Annotated in this window: 20 protein-coding genes; 8 read left to right on the top strand and 12 right to left on the bottom strand. The window is 64.2% G+C overall.

Going from position 1 to position 18,445, the window contains the following annotated elements:
- Nucleotides 1-8: 8 nt before the first annotated feature.
- Both CGZ66_RS01940 and CGZ66_RS01945 read right to left on the bottom strand, forming a co-directional pair.
- The gene (locus CGZ66_RS01940) at nt 9-1,736 is read right to left on the bottom strand and encodes an IlvD/Edd family dehydratase (protein WP_095080920.1); all 1,728 of its coding nucleotides are present in this window, start codon (nt 1,734-1,736) and stop codon (nt 9-11) included.
- Nucleotides 1,733-2,533: a FadR/GntR family transcriptional regulator gene (locus CGZ66_RS01945; RefSeq protein ID WP_245330965.1), complete on the bottom strand. Its 801-nt coding sequence runs from the start codon at nt 2,531-2,533 to the stop codon at nt 1,733-1,735. Before CGZ66_RS01945 ends, CGZ66_RS01940 begins: the two co-directional genes overlap by 4 nt.
- Before the next feature lie 46 nt (nt 2,534-2,579).
- Between CGZ66_RS01945 and CGZ66_RS01950 the strand changes: the two genes are divergently transcribed.
- A complete protein-coding gene (locus tag CGZ66_RS01950; protein WP_245330966.1) occupies nt 2,580-3,509 on the top strand; it encodes an aldose 1-epimerase in 930 nt (309 codons plus the stop codon).
- A gap of 29 nt (nt 3,510-3,538) precedes the next feature.
- On the opposite strand, the gene CGZ66_RS01955 is transcribed toward CGZ66_RS01950, so the two are convergent.
- From CGZ66_RS01955 to pcaQ, 8 genes are all read right to left on the bottom strand, one after another.
- The gene (locus tag CGZ66_RS01955; protein WP_095081120.1) at nt 3,539-4,984 is read right to left on the bottom strand and encodes an aldehyde dehydrogenase; all 1,446 of its coding nucleotides are present in this window, start codon (nt 4,982-4,984) and stop codon (nt 3,539-3,541) included.
- Nucleotides 4,985-5,060: 76 nt separating this feature from the next.
- Nucleotides 5,061-5,846 (bottom strand): coniferyl-alcohol dehydrogenase, encoded by a 786-nt coding sequence (locus CGZ66_RS01960; RefSeq protein WP_095080922.1) that lies wholly within the window; start codon nt 5,844-5,846, stop codon nt 5,061-5,063.
- Between the two features lie 2 nt (nt 5,847-5,848).
- On the bottom strand, nt 5,849-6,907 hold the full coding sequence (locus CGZ66_RS01965) for a branched-chain amino acid ABC transporter permease (protein ID WP_095080924.1): 1,059 nt from the start codon (nt 6,905-6,907) through the stop codon (nt 5,849-5,851).
- Nucleotides 6,904-7,794, bottom strand: coding sequence for a branched-chain amino acid ABC transporter permease (locus CGZ66_RS01970; protein WP_095080928.1), 891 nt, complete (start codon nt 7,792-7,794; stop codon nt 6,904-6,906). Before CGZ66_RS01970 ends, CGZ66_RS01965 begins: the two co-directional genes overlap by 4 nt.
- Nucleotides 7,791-8,519, bottom strand: a complete 729-nt coding sequence (locus CGZ66_RS01975) for an ABC transporter ATP-binding protein (RefSeq protein WP_095080929.1) — start codon at nt 8,517-8,519, stop codon at nt 7,791-7,793. Before CGZ66_RS01975 ends, CGZ66_RS01970 begins: the two co-directional genes overlap by 4 nt.
- The gene (locus CGZ66_RS01980; protein WP_095080931.1) at nt 8,516-9,259 is read right to left on the bottom strand and encodes an ABC transporter ATP-binding protein; all 744 of its coding nucleotides are present in this window, start codon (nt 9,257-9,259) and stop codon (nt 8,516-8,518) included. The genes CGZ66_RS01975 and CGZ66_RS01980 overlap by 4 nt, the downstream gene beginning before the upstream one ends.
- 21 nt (nt 9,260-9,280) lie before the next feature.
- Nucleotides 9,281-10,594 (bottom strand): ABC transporter substrate-binding protein, encoded by a 1,314-nt coding sequence (locus tag CGZ66_RS01985; protein ID WP_095081122.1) that lies wholly within the window; start codon nt 10,592-10,594, stop codon nt 9,281-9,283.
- A gap of 143 nt (nt 10,595-10,737) precedes the next feature.
- Nucleotides 10,738-11,655 carry a pca operon transcription factor PcaQ gene (pcaQ, locus tag CGZ66_RS01990; RefSeq protein WP_095080933.1) on the bottom strand — a complete coding sequence of 306 codons (918 nt, stop codon included), beginning with the start codon at nt 11,653-11,655 and terminating at the stop codon, nt 10,738-10,740.
- A gap of 93 nt (nt 11,656-11,748) precedes the next feature.
- Between pcaQ and pcaD the strand changes: the two genes are divergently transcribed.
- From pcaD to pobA, 6 genes are read left to right on the top strand one after another with little or no spacing between them, the layout of a single operon-like run.
- Nucleotides 11,749-12,558, top strand: coding sequence for a 3-oxoadipate enol-lactonase (pcaD, locus tag CGZ66_RS01995; RefSeq protein ID WP_095081124.1), 810 nt, complete (start codon nt 11,749-11,751; stop codon nt 12,556-12,558).
- Nucleotides 12,551-12,958, top strand: a complete 408-nt coding sequence (pcaC, locus tag CGZ66_RS02000; RefSeq protein ID WP_095080935.1) for a 4-carboxymuconolactone decarboxylase — start codon at nt 12,551-12,553, stop codon at nt 12,956-12,958. The genes pcaD and pcaC overlap by 8 nt, the downstream gene beginning before the upstream one ends.
- Nucleotides 12,948-13,703: a protocatechuate 3,4-dioxygenase subunit beta gene (pcaH, locus tag CGZ66_RS02005; RefSeq protein ID WP_095080937.1), complete on the top strand. Its 756-nt coding sequence runs from the start codon at nt 12,948-12,950 to the stop codon at nt 13,701-13,703. Before pcaC ends, pcaH begins: the two co-directional genes overlap by 11 nt.
- Entirely contained in the window at nt 13,703-14,317 is a 615-nt protein-coding gene (gene pcaG / locus CGZ66_RS02010) for a protocatechuate 3,4-dioxygenase subunit alpha (RefSeq protein ID WP_095080939.1), read from the top strand. Before pcaH ends, pcaG begins: the two co-directional genes overlap by 1 nt.
- A 12-nt stretch (nt 14,318-14,329) precedes the next feature.
- Nucleotides 14,330-15,382, top strand: coding sequence for a 3-carboxy-cis,cis-muconate cycloisomerase (locus tag CGZ66_RS02015; protein ID WP_095080941.1), 1,053 nt, complete (start codon nt 14,330-14,332; stop codon nt 15,380-15,382).
- Complete coding sequence (gene pobA, locus CGZ66_RS02020) at nt 15,382-16,554, top strand: 4-hydroxybenzoate 3-monooxygenase (RefSeq protein WP_095080942.1); 1,173 nt, start codon at nt 15,382-15,384, stop codon at nt 16,552-16,554. Before CGZ66_RS02015 ends, pobA begins: the two co-directional genes overlap by 1 nt.
- Here pobA and CGZ66_RS02025 read toward each other — a convergent pair.
- Both CGZ66_RS02025 and CGZ66_RS02030 read right to left on the bottom strand, forming a co-directional pair.
- A complete protein-coding gene (locus tag CGZ66_RS02025; RefSeq protein WP_095080944.1) occupies nt 16,551-16,949 on the bottom strand; it encodes a GFA family protein in 399 nt (132 codons plus the stop codon). The genes pobA and CGZ66_RS02025 overlap by 4 nt on opposite strands.
- A gap of 288 nt (nt 16,950-17,237) precedes the next feature.
- Nucleotides 17,238-17,711, bottom strand: coding sequence for an NUDIX hydrolase (locus CGZ66_RS02030; RefSeq protein ID WP_095080946.1), 474 nt, complete (start codon nt 17,709-17,711; stop codon nt 17,238-17,240).
- Between the two features lie 189 nt (nt 17,712-17,900).
- On the opposite strand from CGZ66_RS02030, the gene CGZ66_RS02035 reads away from it, so the two are divergent.
- The gene (locus tag CGZ66_RS02035) at nt 17,901-18,434 is read left to right on the top strand and encodes a sterol desaturase family protein (RefSeq protein WP_095080948.1); all 534 of its coding nucleotides are present in this window, start codon (nt 17,901-17,903) and stop codon (nt 18,432-18,434) included.
- Nucleotides 18,435-18,445: the final 11 nt, after the last annotated feature.

An 18,445-nucleotide genomic window follows, 5' to 3' on the forward strand; every position in this document is an offset into this window, starting at 1 on the left:
GCGCCTCTCTAGTGGGAATGCCGGGGGATGCCGGCATCGCGCCGACCGACGAGAAAGTCGAAATCGCAGCCCTTGTCGGCCTGCAGAACGCGCTCGACATAGAGGCTCTGGTAGCCGCCTTCGGGTGGCGTCGGCGGCTGCCACTCATGCCGGCGGGTGGCCAGTTCCTCGTCCGACACCAAAAGCTCCAGGCGCCGGCCGGCCACATCCAGCTCGATGAGATCGCCATCGCGCACCAGCGCCAGCGCCCCGCCGGCCGCTGCTTCCGGCGCCACATGCAGCACCACGGTGCCGTAGGCGGTGCCGCTCATGCGCGCGTCCGAGATGCGCACCATGTCGGAGATGCCTTGCTTCAGCAGCTTGGCCGGCAGCGGCATGTTGCCGACCTCGGCCATCCCGGGGTAGCCACGCGGTCCGCAATTCTTCAGCACCATCACTGAAGAGGCGTCGATATCCAGCTCCGGATCGTCGATGCGGGCGTAGTAGTGCTCGATGTTTTCGAAGACAATCGCCTTGCCGCGATGCTGCATCAGCTCGGGCGTTGCCGCCGACGGTTTGATGACCGCCCCGTTGGGCGCCAGATTACCGCGCAGGATAGAGATGCCGCCTTCCCTTGTCAGCGGGTCGCTCAGCGGGCGGATGACCTCGGTGTTGTAGTTGGGCGCGCCGTCGATCAACTCGCCAATGGTCTTGTTGCTGACGGTCATGGCGTCGCGATGAAGAAGCCCCACTTCATCAAGCGACGCCATGACCGCAGCCAGCCCCCCGGCATAGTAGAAATCTTCCATCAGGAACCGGCCCGATGGCATTAAATCGACAATGGTCGGAACGTCGCGGCCAAGGCGGTCCCAGTCATCGAGGCTGAGATCGACGCCGACACGGTTGGCGATAGCGATCAGGTGCAGCACTGCATTGGTCGAGCCGCCGATCGCGCCATTGACGCGAATGGCGTTCTCGAACGCTTGCCTGGTGAGGATCCGCGCAATCGTCACATCCTTGCGGACCAGCTCGACGATCTGGCGTCCGGCCATCTGGGCGAGCACACCACGGCGCGAGTCCACCGCCGGGATCGCGGCATTGTCCGGCATCCCGATGCCGAGCGCCTCCACCATGCTGGCCATGGTCGAAGCCGTGCCCATTGTCATGCAGCTGCCCGCCGACCGGCTCTGGCCCTGTTCGGCGGCCAGGAAATCGGCGACCGGCATGCGGCCGGCCTTCACCTCTTCGGCGAATTTCCAGACATGCGTGCCCGAGCCGATATCTTGTCCGCGGAACTTGCCGTTGAGCATCGGTCCGCCGGAAACGGTGATGGTCGGCAGATTGCATGATGCAGCACCCATCAGCAGCGCAGGCGTGGTCTTGTCGCAGCCGACCAGCAGGATGACGCCGTCGATAGGATTGCCGCGGATGGATTCCTCGACATCCATGCTGACCAGATTGCGAAACAGCATGGCGGTGGGGCGCATGTTGCTCTCGCCCAATGACATGACCGGAAATTCCAGCGGCAGGCCGCCGGCTTCATAGACGCCACGTTTGACGTGGTCGGCCAGGGCGCGCAGATGCGCGTTGCATGGTGTCAGTTCCGACCAGGTGTTGCAGATGCCGATCACCGGGCGGCCGTCGAACGCGTCGGCGGGAATGCCCTGGTTCTTCATCCAGCTGCGGTGCATGAAGGCGTTCTTGCCTTCGCCGCCGAACCAGGCCTCGGACCGCAGCTTGCGTTTGGTCTCGGTCACGATGCCTGCTCCCGATTGGCGCGGCGCCTGTTGCGGTTCTCGACACTGCGGCGCACGTCTTCCTCGGCATCGTCGATGAGCACCAGCAGCGCCTTCTGCGCGCCGGCGGCATCGCGCGCGGCGATCTTCTCGGCCACTTCCCGGTGCAGCGGCAAAGAGTGGCGTTGGCCTTCGGGATTGTCGTTGGAGAGGCGGAAGCTCATCACCAGCGCGGTTTCGACCAGTGCAGCGAGCGAGCCGATCAGCTCGTTGCCCGTCATGCGCAGAATGGTCTGGTGGAAAAGCAGGTCAGGCTTGGCGAAGCGGTCGCCGTCGTCGACAACGGCTTCCATTTCGGCGAGCGCGGCGTTGATCTCGGCGATCTGCGCCGGCGTGGCGCGCTGCGCGGCGAGTGCGGCCGACATAGGCTCGATGGCCCGGCGCAGTTCGAACAGCGCCCGCACATCGTCGGCGCTGACACCTCTGGCGTAACGCCACGACAGGACGTCCGGGTCGAGGAAATTCCAGTCGGAGCGGGGACGCACCCTTGTGCCGGTCTTCGGCCGCGATTCGACAAGCCCCTTGCCGGCCAGCACCTTGATCGCCTCGCGCAGCACCGTGCGGCTGACCCCCAGCATCTCGCTGGAATCGTCCGCATTGGGCAGCGCTTCGCCGGGCAGGAAATCGCCCTGCACGATGCGCAGCCCGATCTGCTCGACAACCGTTGCATGCAGTGCCGTGGAGCCGCTGGAAACCGCGACGGCGACGCGCGAAGTCCGCGCCGTGCTAAAAGATTTCTTATTCTTCATACTATTCATATGATATGTCTTATAGCCGTGGCGATTGGAGTCAAGGGATGGGGACATGCCGGTGACAAAGAATTCAGCAGCCGTTGTGGAGCAGCACACAGAGCTGCTTTCGATCAGCGACGGCATTGCGACGGCCGAGATTGCTCCGGCCGCCGGGGGTGCGCTAGCGTCGTATCGCTGGCGGCAAGACGGCTCTGTCGTGGACTTGCTACGCCCCGCCGATCAGGCGGCGATCAGCCGCCGCGATGCCGGCGCCATGGCCTGTTTCCCACTGGTTCCCTATTCCAACCGCATAAGGGGTGGTCGCTTCGCCTTCGCTGGTCGTACTGTCACACTGCCGACAAGCCCCGATGACCCGCATCATGAGCACGGCCATGGCTGGCGTCGGCCTTGGACAGTCGAGCGGCACGAACCCAGCGCTGTCGTCTTGCGCTATCGCCACGCCGCCGATTCCTGGCCATGGAGCTACGAGGCCGAGCAAGTCATCTCGCTGGCCGATGGCAGTCTGGGCATCACCATCTCGCTGCGCAATCTCTCGGACACGCCGATGCCGGCCGGCTTCGGCCTGCATCCCTATTTCCCGTCGACGCCGTGGACGCATGTCCAGGCGCCGGTGTCCGGCATGTGGGAGACCGATGCGGACATCTTGCCAACCCGCCACGTCCTGCCGCCGGCCGGTGCCAACCCGACCACGGGCTTCGATGTGTCCGAGACGGACTTCGATACCGTTTTCACCGGATGGACGCGCCGGGCCCGGATTTGTTGGCCGGAGCATGGACGGCAACTGGAGATCGAGGCCGAGGTGCCGCTCGATTTCCTCGTTCTCTACACGCCGCCCGGCGAGCCGTTCTTTTGCGCCGAGCCGGTCACCAACATCACCGATGCCTTCAACCGCGACGCGGGCATCGACACCGGCCGCATCGTGCTGGCGCCCGGCCGGATGCGATCCGCCAGTGTTCGCTTCACGCCCTCACAGGCGGCCTGACCGATGTCGAACCGTCCAAAGGGGTCGGTTCAGAACGGATAATGCTGGCCCGGATCCTCGATCGTCACCCAGCGCAAATCGGTGAACTCGGCGATCGAGGCCTTGCCGCCGAAACGGCCATAGCCCGAGCCCTTGACGCCGCCGAACGGCATTTGTGCCTCGTCGCCGACGGTCGGGCCATTGATATGGCAGATGCCGGCTTCGATGCGCGCGGCAACCGCCATGGCACGCTTGATGTCGCGGCTGAACACGGCTGACGACAGGCCGTATTCGGTGTCGTTGGCGACACGCACGGCCTCGTCCTCGCCCTTGACCCGGATCACCGGCTTGACCGGCCCGAAGGATTCTTCGGCATAGACGCGCATGGCCGGCGTGACATGGTCGAGCAAGGTCGCTTCCACCACGGTTCCACTGCGCTTGCCGCCGGCCACCAGCCTGGCGCCCTTGGCGACGGCATCGGTGACGAGTTCCTCCATCTTGTCGGCCGCCTGGCTGCTGATCAGCGAGCCCAGCACGACATGGCCGCGTGGATCGCCCGCCGGCAGTTGCGACGCGCGCGCCGCGAGCTTGGAAACGAATTCATCGGCGACCTTTTCGTCGACGATCAGACGCTCGGTCGACATGCAGATCTGGCCCTGATGCATGAACGCGCCGAAGGTGGCGGCGTTGACGGCCGCGTCGATGTCGGCATCGTCCAGGACCAGCAACGGCGCCTTGCCGCCGAGTTCGAGCAGCGCCGGCTTCAGGTGCCGTCCAGCGAGTTCGGCGATGATCCTGCCGACCTTGGTCGAGCCAGTGAAGTTGACGCGCTTGACTGCAGGGTGCGCGACCAGCGCCTCGACAATGCCGGCGGCGTCCTTCGGGTCGTTGGTGACGACATTGATGACGCCCTTCGGCAGGCCGGCCTCGACCAGCACCTGGCCGATCAGCCGGTGCGTGCCGGGGCACATTTCGGAAGCTTTCAGCACCACCGTGTTGCCGCAGGCGATCGGCATGGCGATGGCGCGGGTGCCGAGAATGACCGGCGCATTCCACGGCGCGATGCCGAGGCACACACCGGCCGGCTGGCGGATCGCCATGGCCAGCGTGCCCGGCTTGTCGGATGGGATGATCTCGCCCGAAATCTGCGTCGTCATCGCCGCCGCCTCGCGCAGCATGTTGGCCGCCAGCATGACGTTGAAGCCGGCCCAAGGGGCGGTGGCGCCGGTCTCTTCCATCATCAGCTTGGTGAACTCGCCGACCTTCGAGGCCATGACGTCGGCCGCCTTGCCCAGCAAGGCGCGGCGCTCGCCAGGCCCGGTCTTCGACCAGGCCGGAAAGGCCGCCTGGGCAGCCTCCACCGCGGCATTGGCGTCGGCAATGCTGGCTGCGGCGGCGCGCGTCGCCAGCCTGCCGGTGAACGGGTCCATGCGCTCGTAGGACGCGGCACCCGAGGCAGCCCGTTCGTCGCCGTCGATCAGTAGTCCGATGTCCATGACTGTCTCCATCCCTCTATTCCTGCTTGACCATGATCTCTCCCGAAAACCGGTTCCCGCTTTTCGGGATCATGGTCTAGAATCCGAACATTTCGGCATTGATCGATGCTTCGAGGCCACCGTCGACCGGCACGTTGGCGCCGTTGATCCAGCGCGCGCCATCTGAGCACAGGAACAGCACCACCGGTGCGATATCGCACGCTGTCCCGGCGCGCCCGACCCTGGCAATGTCGCTGTCGACGCGGGCGTCGCCGAGCACGGTGCGGAACTGTTTGAGGATCGGTGTCTCGACCGGGCCAGGGCTTACCGCATTGACGCGGATGCCGCGGCGTTTGAACAGATCCTGGTGCGCCGCACGGAAGGTCCATAGCAGCAGCAGTTCCTTGGAGACGGGATAGCCTTCCTCGTTCCTGACCGCATGTTCGCAGACCACCTCGGCGACATCGGGAAAACCTTCGATGCCGACCATCGAGGCGGCGCGGTTGAGATGGGCGCGCCAGCCATAGCCGGCGATCGAGGCGACGTTGACGATGGCGCCGCCTTCGCGAAGTTTTGGCACAAGACCTTCCGAAAGCGCCCGCAGCCCGAAGAAATTGACGGCCAGCGTCGCCGCCGCACCGGTGTTGCCGGAGAGGCCGGCGACATTGCAGAGGGCGTCGATAGGATGCGGCAGACGCGCGATGAGATCGTCGACACCGGCCTTCGACGAGATGTCGGCCTTGACGAAACTGCCAACCGCTGCAGCCGGCTCACGCACATCGACGCCAATCACATCGGCGCCGAGCTGGCCAGCGAGTTCCGCGGTGCGCGCGCCGATGCCGGAAGCGACACCGGTGACAAGGATGGTCTTGCCGAAGAGCATGGTCATGCCTTTTCCTGATGCTTCGTGGTTTGTTGTGGCGTCGCGTCGTCATCTGCGGAGGCCGCCGCGAGCCTGACGCGATAACCGACCGGCAGCAGGCGAAGCCCAAAGCGCTCCTCGATCGTCCCCCACAGGCCGCGCGGCAGGAAAAGTGAGAACACCACAGCCGTTGCGCCAAGCCCGACCAGGTACCAAACGCCGGTACCGCCGAACCATGTCTCGATGAGGAAGAACACCAGCGCGCCGAGAATGGCGCCCTCGAAAGTGCCGATGCCGCCAACCAGCACCATGAAGATCATGTAGGCGGTCCACTGCACGTTGAAGTAGGTTTTCGGCTGGAAGGTGATGGAGGTCGCCAGCCACAGCGCGCCGGCAATGCCGATGCCGAAGGCAGCGAGCACGAACAGCAGCCGCTTGGTGCCGGTGACGCGCACGCCGACCGAGGCGGCGGCGTCCTCATTGTCCCGGATCGCCCGGATCGCGGCACCGGTGCTGCCGCGCAGCAGACCAAACAGGATGGCAAGCAGCGCGGTCATCGAGGCCAGCGCCAGCCAGTAGATCGTCGCTCGCCTAGTGCCCGCGTCGTAGACATTCAGCGAGATCAGCGAGGTGCCGGTTTCGCCCTGCACCAGCCGGTCGAGATTGACCAGCAGATGGGTCAATGCCGCGATCACCCACATTCCGATGGCGAACTCGCCATTTCTCAGCCGCAGCATGAACAGCGAGAGCGGGATAGACACCACGCCAACAACAAATCCCGAGGCGAACAGCGCCAGGAAGGGGTTGAGGCCCGCATCGGCCAGCCGGATGGCGAAATAGGCGCCGAGCCCGAAGAACACCTGCTGGCCGACCGAGACCAGGCCGCCGAAGCCGGCCAGCGCATTCCACATCGCCGCCAGGATCACATAGATGAACAGTGCGGTCATGCGGTCGACCGCACCGGCCGACAGGAACTGCGGCGCGATCGCCAGCAACGCGATGATGACGGCGACGGCCATCGCGGCGGTCCGCGACGTCGCCGTGCCGCGCTCGATGACAGGCATGGTGGCGGGAGCACTCATGACGTCTTCCCGAGGCGCAGCAGGCCGCGCGGGCCGAGACCGGACGCGGACAGCCGCACGAAAAGCACGACGAGAAAGACAGCGTGGCCGCCGATCAGAAACCCCTGCGGATGCACTTGCGCGCCGAGCGTCTGGGCAAGCGCCAGCACGATACCGCCGATCAGCGTTCCCCACAGCGAACCGGCGCCGCCGATCACCGCCGCCTCGAAGGCGAACAGCAATTGCGGCGCCCCGGCATAGGGATCGAAGGTTGCGCGCATGCCCAGGAACGCGCCGGCAAGACCGACCGTGACCATGGCGATGGCCGCGGCAATGGCGTTGGCGCGGCGGGCGTCGACACCGACCAGGCCGGCCGTATCGGGGTCTTCCGAGGTGGCGCGGATCGAGCGGCCAAGCCTGGTGTGCGTGAGGAACAATTGCAGCCCGCCGAGCAGGACAATTGCGGTGGCGAACATCACCACCGCGAGCTTGCCGACATAGATGCTGCCTGGCCATTCCCAGGAATCATAGGACAGGCTGCCGATATAGGGCGCCAGCGAACGCGTGTCGGCGCCGAACTGCTCGAACAGCAGATTGTCGATGACGATGGCCAGGCCGAACGTCGTCAGGATCGGCAGCAGGGCTCCACCGCGCGCGCTGCGTTCGAGCAGGAAGCGCTGCAGCGCCCAGCCGATCGCCGCCATCAATGGCAGGACAATGAGCAGGCCGACAAAGGGCGAGACATGGAACCGTGAAGCGAGCAACCACAGCGCATAGGCAGCGAGCACGGCAAGGCTGCCATGGGCGAGGTTAATGATGCGCATCACCGAAAACATAAACGACAGGCCACAGGCGATCAGCGCATAGTAGCCGCCGAGAAGGATGCCCTGGATGATCTGGTTGCTCATGCCGGAACGCTCCCGGTGCTTTTCCGGTGCAGACCGAAATAGGCCTTCGTCACCTCGTCGCGCGAAACCTCCTTGCTTGCTCCTTCGAGCGCGACACGCCCTTCGAGCATGCAGATGACCCTGCCGGATACAGCGAGCGCCCGGTTGAGATCCTGTTCGACCAGGATGATCGTCGTGCCCGAAGCGATCAGCCCTTGCAGCGCGGCATAGACACGGTCGACGATCAGCGGCGACAGGCCGAGCGAAACCTCGTCGAGCAGCAGCAGTTCCGGGTTGCTCATCAAGGCCCGGCCAATCGCCGTCGCCTGCTGCTCGCCGCCCGAGAGGTGGCCCGTCTTGGCATGGCGGCGCGGTTTCAGGTTTGGGAACATGTCCAGCACCTTGTCGACGCTCCAGTCGCCCGGCCGGCCGGCGGTCCTGCCGAGCAGAAGGTTCTCCTCGACCGTCATCTGCACGAACAGTCTGCGTCCCTCCGGCACCAGCGCCACACCCATGCCGACGCGCCTGTGGGACGGCACGCTCGTGAGGTCGGCGCCGTCGAGCAGCACGCGGCCGGCGGCCGGCTGATGCGCCCCTGCGATGGCCCGCAGCAGCGTCGTCTTGCCGGCGCCATTGGCACCGACCAGCGCCAGCGTCTCGCCGCGTTCGATCGTGAAGCTCACGCCGCGCACCGCCTGCAGCAGGCCGTGCCGGACAACCAGGTTCTCGACCGACAGCAGGCTCATTTCGGGCCTCCGCCGAGATAGGCGCGCACGACCTCCGGGTCGGCCATCACCGCTTGTGGCGCGCCGTCGGCGATGATCTTGCCGGCATCCATGCAGATCAGGCGCTCGGCCACCTGCAGCAGGATATGCACGATGTGCTCGATCCAGACGATGCCGATCTTGCGCCGGCGCAATTCCTTGATCGTGTCGACAAGTTCGCTGGCTTCGCCATCGGTCAGGCCGCCGCCGATCTCATCGAGCAGCAGCAGCGTCGGTCTTGCGGCAAGCGCCCTTGCCAGTTCCAGCCGCTTGCGGTCGAGCAGCCCGAGCGTTTCGGCGCGCCGGTTGGCAACGCCCAGCATGCCGCACAGTTTCAGCGAGCCGAGCGCCTCTTCATAGGCCTCGTCGCGGCCGAGACCGGCGCCGTGCGAGGCGGCGACGAAGACATTCTCGAAGGTGGTCATACCGCTGAACGGCTTTGGCACCTGGTGCGTGCGCACTAGGCCGAGCCGGCAGCGCTGCGTCGCCGGCAGTGCGGTCACATCGCCGCCCTTGAAGCTGACCGTGCCCGAGCTTGGTGGAAAAGCCCCGGCCAGCACGCTGAGCAGTGTCGTCTTGCCTGCACCATTCGGGCCGACGATGCCGACCGCCTCGTCGGCAGCCATGGTGAAGTCGACGGCATCCAGCACCACAAGTGCGCCGAAGCGCTTGTGGATAGCGGCGGCGGCGAGGATCGCCTGTTGTTGCGGATGGGTCACCAGGCGATCCTCGTCAGCGGTCCATCAGCCGTTGTAAGGCACAAGCTTGGCTTCGACGGGCACTTTCGGGTCCGTGGCATTCTCGGTCACGACATAGTCGAGCGGGAACTTGGCTCCTTCCTTGGCGGCCACCCATTGCGTGCCGATGATCGGGCCGGGCGAGACATTGGCCACCGGGCCGCTGGTGAAGTCGACCTTGCCGATCATCGTCTCGGTCTTGAGCTGGCTCAGCGCCTTGGCCACCGCGGCCTTGTCCTTGGCGTCGCTGCTTGCCTTCAGCGCTTCGAAGCCGGCGTCGAGCAGCGACATCGAGGCGCCAAGCTGCTGCGTCCACTGCTTGCCGCTCGCCGCCTCGTAGCCGTCGGCCAGCTCGGTTCCCGAAACGCCGGTCAGCGGCGACTTGTAGGGGAATGCCTTGTGCCAGTAGGCGGCACTCGAAATCTTCATGCCGAGATCGCCTAGCGCTTCGATATCCGAGGGGAACAACCCGGTCTTGGCGACCTGGCAGATCTTGATCTGCTTGATCAGCCCTTGCTGTGCCGCCTGTCGCCAGAACGCCGCGAAGTCCGGCGGGATCGGGAAGGAATTGAAGATCTCGACGCCTTCCTGTTTGAACAGCGCGATCTGCGAGGAATAGTCGGTGGTGCCTGTTTCATAGGCGCCGGGATCGACGATGGTGAACCCTTGCTTAGCCAGCAGCGGCGCCAGATTGGCACGGATGGCGTTGCCGTCGGCGTCGTTCGGATACATGACGCCGACCTTTTTGTTGGTCTCGATCAGGTTCCATTGCGAGATGTAGGTCTTGAAGAACTCGCCGACGCCGAAGCCGAAATGATAGGTCCATTTGAACGGCGAGGGTGCACCGGGCTTGGCGCCGCGGCCGAAATACCAGGCCTCCCAAGGCATGACTGTCGACAGGCACGGCACCCCTGCGGCTTCGCAGGCGTCGGCCACCGGGTTGATCACCTCGGGCGTCGACACGGCCAGCATCAGGTCGATGGCCTGGTTGTTGATCAGGTCCTTGGCCAACTGGCCGGCGCGCGATGGGTCGGACTGCGTGTCGTGGTCGAGGATCTCGACGTTGTACTTCTTGCCGCCCAGGTCGAGGCCGCCGGCCAGCGCCTTGCGGGCCAGATCGAGCACGTAGCCGTCTGTCTGGCCGAAACCGGCGAGCGGTCCGGTGCGCGGACTGACGAAGCCGACCTTGAGCGTGTCTCCAGCTTGAGCAAAAGCTTTGCCGCCAAGCGCGAGCGCCGTGCCGCCGGCAATCGATGTGGCGATGAACTGGCGTCGCGATAGGCCCGTAGTGGTGGATCTGCTGCCAATGCCGTGGGTCATATTTTCCTCCCTCTGTGGCTCCTCCATCGTCACATTGCACCACCGGTTTGGTTCGGTAAAATGATATTTTGCGGTGTTTCATTAACCCCTGGGTTAGGAAACTGCCCTGCCGAGACGACGTCCGGTTGGAATGTTCCGAGGCTTCAGCTGCCTTGCCTGGCCGCTTCGCGGATGGTCTGCAGTAGGATCGAGAAGGCCGGCGAGGGCGCCGTGTCGGTCCGCATCGTCAGGCCGACCGGGCCCTTGGTTTCCTCAGTGTTGACCGGCAAGGCGACGAAGGCACCGCTGCCCAGTTCATTGGCAACGACGCCGGCCGAAATGATCCAGACGGCATTGCTCTGCCGCAGGAAGGCACGACCGAACGAGTCCGAGACGGTTTCGATCTCGGTTGCCGGCGCGGTCATGCCGTTGGTGATGAACAGCCGGTCGACGAAGGGACGGATGACGGATTCCCGCGTCGGCATCAGCATCGGGAATTCGTCGAGGCGCGCGAACACGTCCTGCTCGGGATCAAGCAGCGGATGTCCCGCTCGCACCACGAACAGCACCTGTTCGGAGTAGAGGTGCTCGAAGAAGAAGCCGGTCATGTTCTCCGGCGCTGCCAGCCGCCCGACAACGAGATCGAGCGCGCCGGTGCGCAATTGTTCGAGCAGCACCGCGTTCTCGCCGGTGACGATCTTGATCGCCGCCCCGGTGCCCTCCTTGAGGAACAGGGTCATGGCAAGCGGCATCACCCGCGCCGACACCGTCGGCAGCGCGCCGATGCGGATCGGGTGCCGGTTGACCGCCCCATCCTGCCGAACGGAATCGACGCCTTGCCTGAGCGCCGTGATCGCCGTGCCGGCATGGCGAAGGAAGATCTCGCCGATGCGCGTCAGCCTGATGCCGCGGCCATCGCGTTCGACCACCGCGACGCCGAGCGCCTCTTCCAGTTCGCGCAACGTCTTGGTCACCGCCGGTGGGCTGACATGCAGCAAATCGGCCGCTCGCGCCACGCTTCCTTGCCGTGCAACTTCCAGGAATGCCTGGAGGTGACGGAACCGGATGCGGCTCTCGGACATGGATTTGATAACCCCTAAGTTAATGAAACGGCGCAAAATATCATTTTACCGAACCAAATGCCTTGTGCAATGTGGAGATGGAGGATCGAAATCGTGCCATTCGTCACCATCGGCGGCATCACGCTGCATCACCGTCACGTCAGGGCGAACGGCAGTGCGCGCCCGATCGTGTTCATCAATTCGCTCGGCACCGACTTCCGGATCTGGGACGAAATTGTATCGGCTCTTGATGGGGAAATGCCCTTGCTGGTCTATGACAAGCGCGGCCACGGCCTGTCCGACATCGGCGACATCAGGTCGATCGACGATCATGTCGACGATCTCTCGGCGCTCCTCGATCATTTCGGGTTGGAGAAGGTCGTACTGTGCGGCCTGTCGGTGGGCGGCATGGTCGCGCAAGGCCTCTATGCCCGGCGACCCGAGATCGTCCAGGCCATGATCCTATGCGACACGGCCCACAAGATCGGCACGACGGACAGCTGGAACACGCGCATCGCAACGGTCGAAAGCAAAGGGATCCAGGAGATTGCCGATGGTGTGCTCAAAGTGTGGTTCACCCCCAGCTTCCACGCAACGCGTTCAGCCGAGGTCGACGGCTACTGGAACATGCTGACCAGGCAGGCGCTCGCCGGCTATCTCGGGACATGCGCGGCCGTTCGCGACGCCGATTTCACCGAGGCCGCGCGCCGTATCTCCGTACCGACGCTTTGCATCGCCGGTGATCAGGACGGCTCGACGCCTCCCGATCTTGTCCGCTCGCTGGCCGCTCTCATTCCTGGCGCGCGCTTCGAGATCATCCGCGACGCCGGACATATTCCCTGTGTCGAACAGCCCGAAGCACTTGTCGCCCTGATCCGCCATTTTATCGCATCGCTTGCCCTTGGAGCCGAAACCCATGGATGAAGTCCCCGGCAACACCGCCAGATATCGCACGGGCCTTGGCGTACGGCGGTCCGTGCTCGGCGATCCGCATGTCGACCGGGCCGAGGTCGCCGCCACCGGTTTCGACCAGCCTTTCCAGGAGCTGATCACCGAGGCCGCCTGGGGGACGGTGTGGGCACGGCCGGGCTTCACCAAGCGCGAGCGCTCGATCGTCACGCTGGCGCTGCTGGCAGCACTCGGCCATGATGAGGAGGTCGCCATGCATGTGCGCGCCACCGCCAACACCGGTGCCTCGCGCGACGACATCTGCGAAGCGTTCCTGCATGTCGCCATCTATGCCGGCGTGCCGGCCGCCAACCGTGCCTTCAAGATCGCCAAGGACGTGTTTTCGGAAATGGACGGAGCCAAGAATGCCCGCTGAGTCCGGATCGAACCGGAAGCCCGAGACCGGCGCCTTTTTCCAGCGCGACCGGACCTGGCATCCGCCGGCGCTGACGCCGAACTACAAGACTTCCGTGTTGCGTTCGCCGCAGAAGGCACTGCTCGCCTTAGACAACACGCTGTCGGAGATTGCCGGCCCGGTCTTCGGTCACGCTATGCTCGGCGAACTCGATGGCGACCTGATCCACAATTTCGCCAGACCCGGCGAGAGCGCCATCGGCGAGCGCATCATCATCCATGGGCGGGTGCTCGATGAACGTGGCGTTGGCGTGCCCGGCGCACTGCTCGAATTCTGGCAGGCCAATGCCGGCGGCCGCTACCGCCACAAGAAGGACGGCTACCTGGCGCCGCTCGACCCGAACTTCGGCGGCTGCGGCCGCGCCATCACCAGTGAGGATGGCGGCTATGCCTTTCGCACCGTCAAGCCCGGTCCCTATCCCTGGCCGAACGGGCCGAACGACTGGCGGCCATCGCACATCCATTTTTCGGTCTTCGGCCATGGCTTCGCGCAACGGCTGATCACGCAGATGTATTTCGAGGGCGACCCGCTGATCTGGCACTGCCCCATCGCGCGCGGCATTCCCGACAAGGCAGCGATCGAAACGCTGATCGCTGCGCTCGACATGCAATCGACCATCCCCTTCGACGCGCGCGCCTACAAGTTCGACATCGTGCTGCGCGGGCGCCGCTCCTCGCTGTTCGAAAACAGGCTGGAGGGCAATTGATGGCCCAGTCGCTCGACCGGCTCAGGGAAAGCCCCTCGCAAACCGCGGGACCCTACGTCCATATCGGGCTGACGCCGAATTTCTGCGGCATCGGCGGTGTCTACCCAAGCGATCTTGGCGCCGCCATGGTCAACGACAAGACCAGGGGCGACCGCATCGGCCTGCGCATCCGCGTGCTCGACGGCACCGGCACGCCGCTCAAGGACGCGCTGATCGAAATATGGCAGGCGGATGCCGACGGGCTCTACAATTCGCCGGCGGAACTGCGCGGCACGGCCGATCCGAATTTCATCGGTTGGGGCCGTTGCCCGACAGACATGGACACCGGCCTGTGCACGTTCGACACCATCAAGCCGGGTCGCGTGCCTTTCGCCGATGGCCGCCTGATGGCGCCGCATATCACGCTCTGGATCGTCGCCCGTGGCATCAATCTCGGCCTGCACACACGGCTCTATTTTTCCGACGAGGAGAAGGCCAATGCGCAGGATCCGATCCTGGCGCGCATCGAGCACCGCATCCGCGTGCCGACGCTGATCGCCGAGCGCACCGGCGATATTTATGTCTTCGACGTCCATCTCCAGGGGGAGAAGGAAACGGTCTTCTTCGACAGCTAGGAGGCCCGCGCCATGACCGTTTCGCCCTTCGACCATCCATTGCTCTCCGCTCTTCTCGGCGACGAGGAAGCGAGCCGGCATTTTTCCGTCGAGGCGGAAATCGAGGCGATGCTGGCCTTCGAGCGCGCGCTGGCGGAAGTGGAGGCGGAAAACGGACTGATCACGGGAGAGGCGGCAGCAGCCATCGTGGCGGGGCTCGGCACATTCCGGCCCGACACCGCCTTGCTGCGCGCCGGTGTCGCCAGGGACGGCGTCATGGTGCCGGAACTGGTGCGCCAGATCAGGGCGGCGGTCGGCGAACCGCATGGTGCCTCCGTTCATTTCGGCGCGACCAGCCAGGATGTCGTCGACACAGGCCTGATGCTTCGGTTCAAATCCGTCGTCGAACATCTCAGCCTCCTGTTAACCGAAACCGGCATGCGCCTCGCCTCGCTCGAAGAGCGTTTTGGGGGCAGGGCGCTGACCGGGATCACCCGCATGCAGAACGCTATTCCCATCCGGGTATCGAATCGCGTGGCAGCATGGCGGGCGCCGCTACAACGACACCAGGAGAGGCTGGTGGAACAGTCGAGGCGCCTGTTGGTGGTGCAGTTCGGCGGCGCGGCCGGCACGCTGGAAAAGTTGGATGACAAGGGGCCGGCGGTGCGGGCGGCCCTCGCGGCAAAGCTTGGCCTTGCCGATGCGCCGCAATGGCATAGCCAGCGCGATTCGCTCGCCGATTTCGCCGGCTGGTTGTCGCTGGTGACGGGCAGCCTCGGCAAGTTTGGCCAGGACATTGCCTTGATGGCGCAAGGCGGCGCCGACATCGAACTCTCTGGCGGTGGCGGCTCGTCGGCCATGCCGCACAAGCAGAATCCGGTAAAGGCCGAGGCGCTGGTGGCGCTGGCCCGTTTCAACGCCACGCAGCTTTCCGGCATGCATCAGGCGCTGGTGCATGAGCAGGAGCGCTCCGGTGCTGCCTGGACGCTGGAATGGCTGCTGCTGCCGCAGATGGTGGTGGCGACAGCCGCGTCGCTGCGCCTTACCGCCGAACTGGCCGGGCAGGTCGAAAACCTGGGACGCTGATGCGCACACAGATCCTCATTATCGGGTCCGGACCGTCCGGCTTGCTCCTTGGCCAGCTTCTCGGCACGATCGGCATCGAGACGGTCATTCTGGAGCGCGCCAGCCGCGAGCATGTGCTCGGCCGCGTGCGCGCCGGTGTGCTCGAACAGGGTACCGTCGAACTGCTGGAGGAAGCGGGTGCCGCGGCACGGCTGCGCGCCGAAGGGCTGCCGCATTCCGGCATCTCGCTCGCCTTCGACGGACGTCTGCACCGCATCGACATCGAGGCGCTGACCAGCGGCAGGCATGTCACCGTCTACGGCCAGACCGAAGTGACGCATGATCTGATGGACAAGCGCGATGCGGCAGGATTGACCACGATCTACAAGGCGGCAAACGTCACGCTGCACGATTTCGACGGCAAGGCACCTTTTGCCACCTACGACAAGGACGGCGTCACCCATCGCATCGACTGCGATTTTATTGCAGGCTGTGACGGCTATCACGGCGTCAGCCGCAAATCGGTGCCTGATCGCGCGCTGAAAACCTTCGAGCGCCACTATCCGTTCGGTTGGCTCGGCGTGCTGGCCGAAGTGCCGCCGGCCGATCACGAACTGGTCTACGCAAATCACGAGCGGGGTTTTGCGCTGTGCTCGATGCGCTCGACGCATCGCAGCCGCTACTATGTCCAGTGCCCCGAGGGCGACCGCGTCGAGGCGTGGTCGGACGACCGCTTCTGGGACGAGTTGCGCCGCCGCCTGCCGGAGCAGACGGCGGCAAGCGTCGTCACCGGGCCATCCTTCGAGAAGTCGATCGCACCGCTGCGCTCCTTCGTTGCCGAGCCGATGCGTTTCGGCCGGCTGTTCTTGGTTGGGGACGCCGCCCACATTGTGCCGCCGACCGGCGCCAAGGGCCTCAACCTCGCCGCCAGCGATGTACGCTACTTGTTTGCCGGTTTGCGCGACTTCTACCGTGACAAATCGATGGCCGGCATCGATGCCTATTCAGGCAAGGCGCTGGCACGGGTCTGGAAGGCGGTACGCTTCTCCTGGTGGATGACGACGATGCTGCACCGCTTTCCCGACACCGGCGATTTCGGCCAGCGCATCCAGGAGGCCGAGCTCGACTACCTCGTACACTCGCGTGCCGCATCGACTGCGCTCGCAGAGAACTATGTCGGCCTGCCTTACTAGTTTTTCGTATAGTCAGGCCCAAACCGTGTCGGCAGGCCGTCGGCGAGTTTCAACCAAGGGAGCTTCTCCTCAAAAGCGACATGCAGCGTGGGTGCAAATTTTTCCGGCTCCTCCATCGCTGCGGCAAAAAAATGCATGACACCGGACATGTTCTTTGAGCGGAAGGACAACGGCGAGCCACATTCATCGCAGAATGTTCTTTCCACACCGGGAGAAGAGTTGAATACCTTCGGTGGCTTGCCCAGCCATCGCCATTGGCTGTCCAAGACGCCAATGTAGGTGGTCATCGGCGCAGAACATTGCCGCCGACAACTTTCGCAATGACAGCTCACGCATGCTTGTGCCGGGCCATCGACTTCAAAAGCAATAGCGCCACATAAGCAATGACCGCGCATGCAAATTCTCCTTGAGTCAACTGACCTGACCAATAATTTGTACCGGGAGCAGTAAGAGAGTCGCCATGAGATACGCCGAGCTGGCGCTCAATTGCGACATTCGGCGCTAGTGATTGTTCGCGAACGGGGAGTTGTTTTGGCCTTGGCGGCCATCAGATTGGCGCTTCGCCTTTATGAGTCCGCGGCCTGATGCAGGTCGGCCCAAAAGTGGTCCCGGTCTTGGGACAACGACATGCATAAAACATAGCCTCAAAGCGCGGCGCGCTAAAAGGGCCGCACCGCCGGCGATCATCGTTCAGCGTCTTTTTGCCTTGCAAAATCCGACAGCATCGGCCGCTGCCCCTTGAGGATCTTGACCTCGGCCTCGGGCAAGGTGAACCAGCCGGCCCTGTCGACTTCCGGGAATTCCTTCATTGATCCCGACCTTGGCGGCCATTCCATGGTGAAGGTGTTGCTCCTGATGGCTGCCACATCGATGTCGATACGCGCCTCGACGGACCACGCCATGACGATCTTTCCACCCGGCTGCCTGTAGTCGCCGAGCCGCGTGAAGGGACCATCGATCTTGATGCCGAGCTCTTCCTCGGTCTCGCGTCGCGCCGCCGACAACTCGTCCTCGTTTTCGTCAACGAGGCCCTTCGGTATCGACCACGCACCATCGTCCTTCTTCGCCCAGAACGGTCCGCCCGGATGAACCAGCAGCACCCTGAGATCGCCCTTGTTTCGACTGTGGATCAGCAACCCCGCACTACGTTTTGCCATTTTTTAATGTCCGTTTGTAAAGCTGATTACGAAGGCGGCGGTCCACCGATTCCCCTGGATCATGGGCGCCGACCTTGCGCCGAATGATTGCGACGCTATGTCAGGTGCGACTGCATTGCTCCTCACCCGCGAGTCCGGCAATCTGACCATCGCTTATTTGGCGGCTCGAAGGCTAGATGAGGCGTGACGATGCAACTCGGTCTTATTGGCTACTACAGCGACTTCGTGGTGTATCCGCTGGTGATCGCCGTGCTGGCAGTGGCCGGGTTGATCGAGGCCGGCGAAGACAATGCGCCGGGCTGGATAGTCACTGTCGTCGCCTGCCTCTTGCTCTGGACGCTGACCGAATACGTCCTGCACAGGTTCGTCCTGCACCACATCCCCTACATCAAGGACCTGCATGATCGTCATCATGTCGAGGAGCGCAGTTCGGTGGGCACGCCGACCTGGCTAAGTCTGGGAGTGCATGCGCTGGTCGCGTTTTTCCCGGTCTGGATGATTTCAGGTTTCGCCGCCGCAAGCGCTGTAAGTTGCGGACTGATGCTGGGCTACCTCTGGTACATCAGCGTCCATCACATGATCCATCATTGGCACCCCTCCCATCCGAGTTATCTCTACACACTCAAGCGCCGTCACGCCGTGCATCATCATGTCGACGAAACGGTCAATTTCGGTGTCACGTCCATATTCTGGGATCGTGTTTTCGGCACGGCGCGGCCCTGAAGCCAGGGGCA

Origin of the sequence: Mesorhizobium sophorae, assembly GCF_002270415.1 — a bacterium.
In the GTDB taxonomy this organism is placed as follows: Bacteria; Pseudomonadota; Alphaproteobacteria; order Rhizobiales; family Rhizobiaceae; genus Mesorhizobium; species Mesorhizobium sophorae.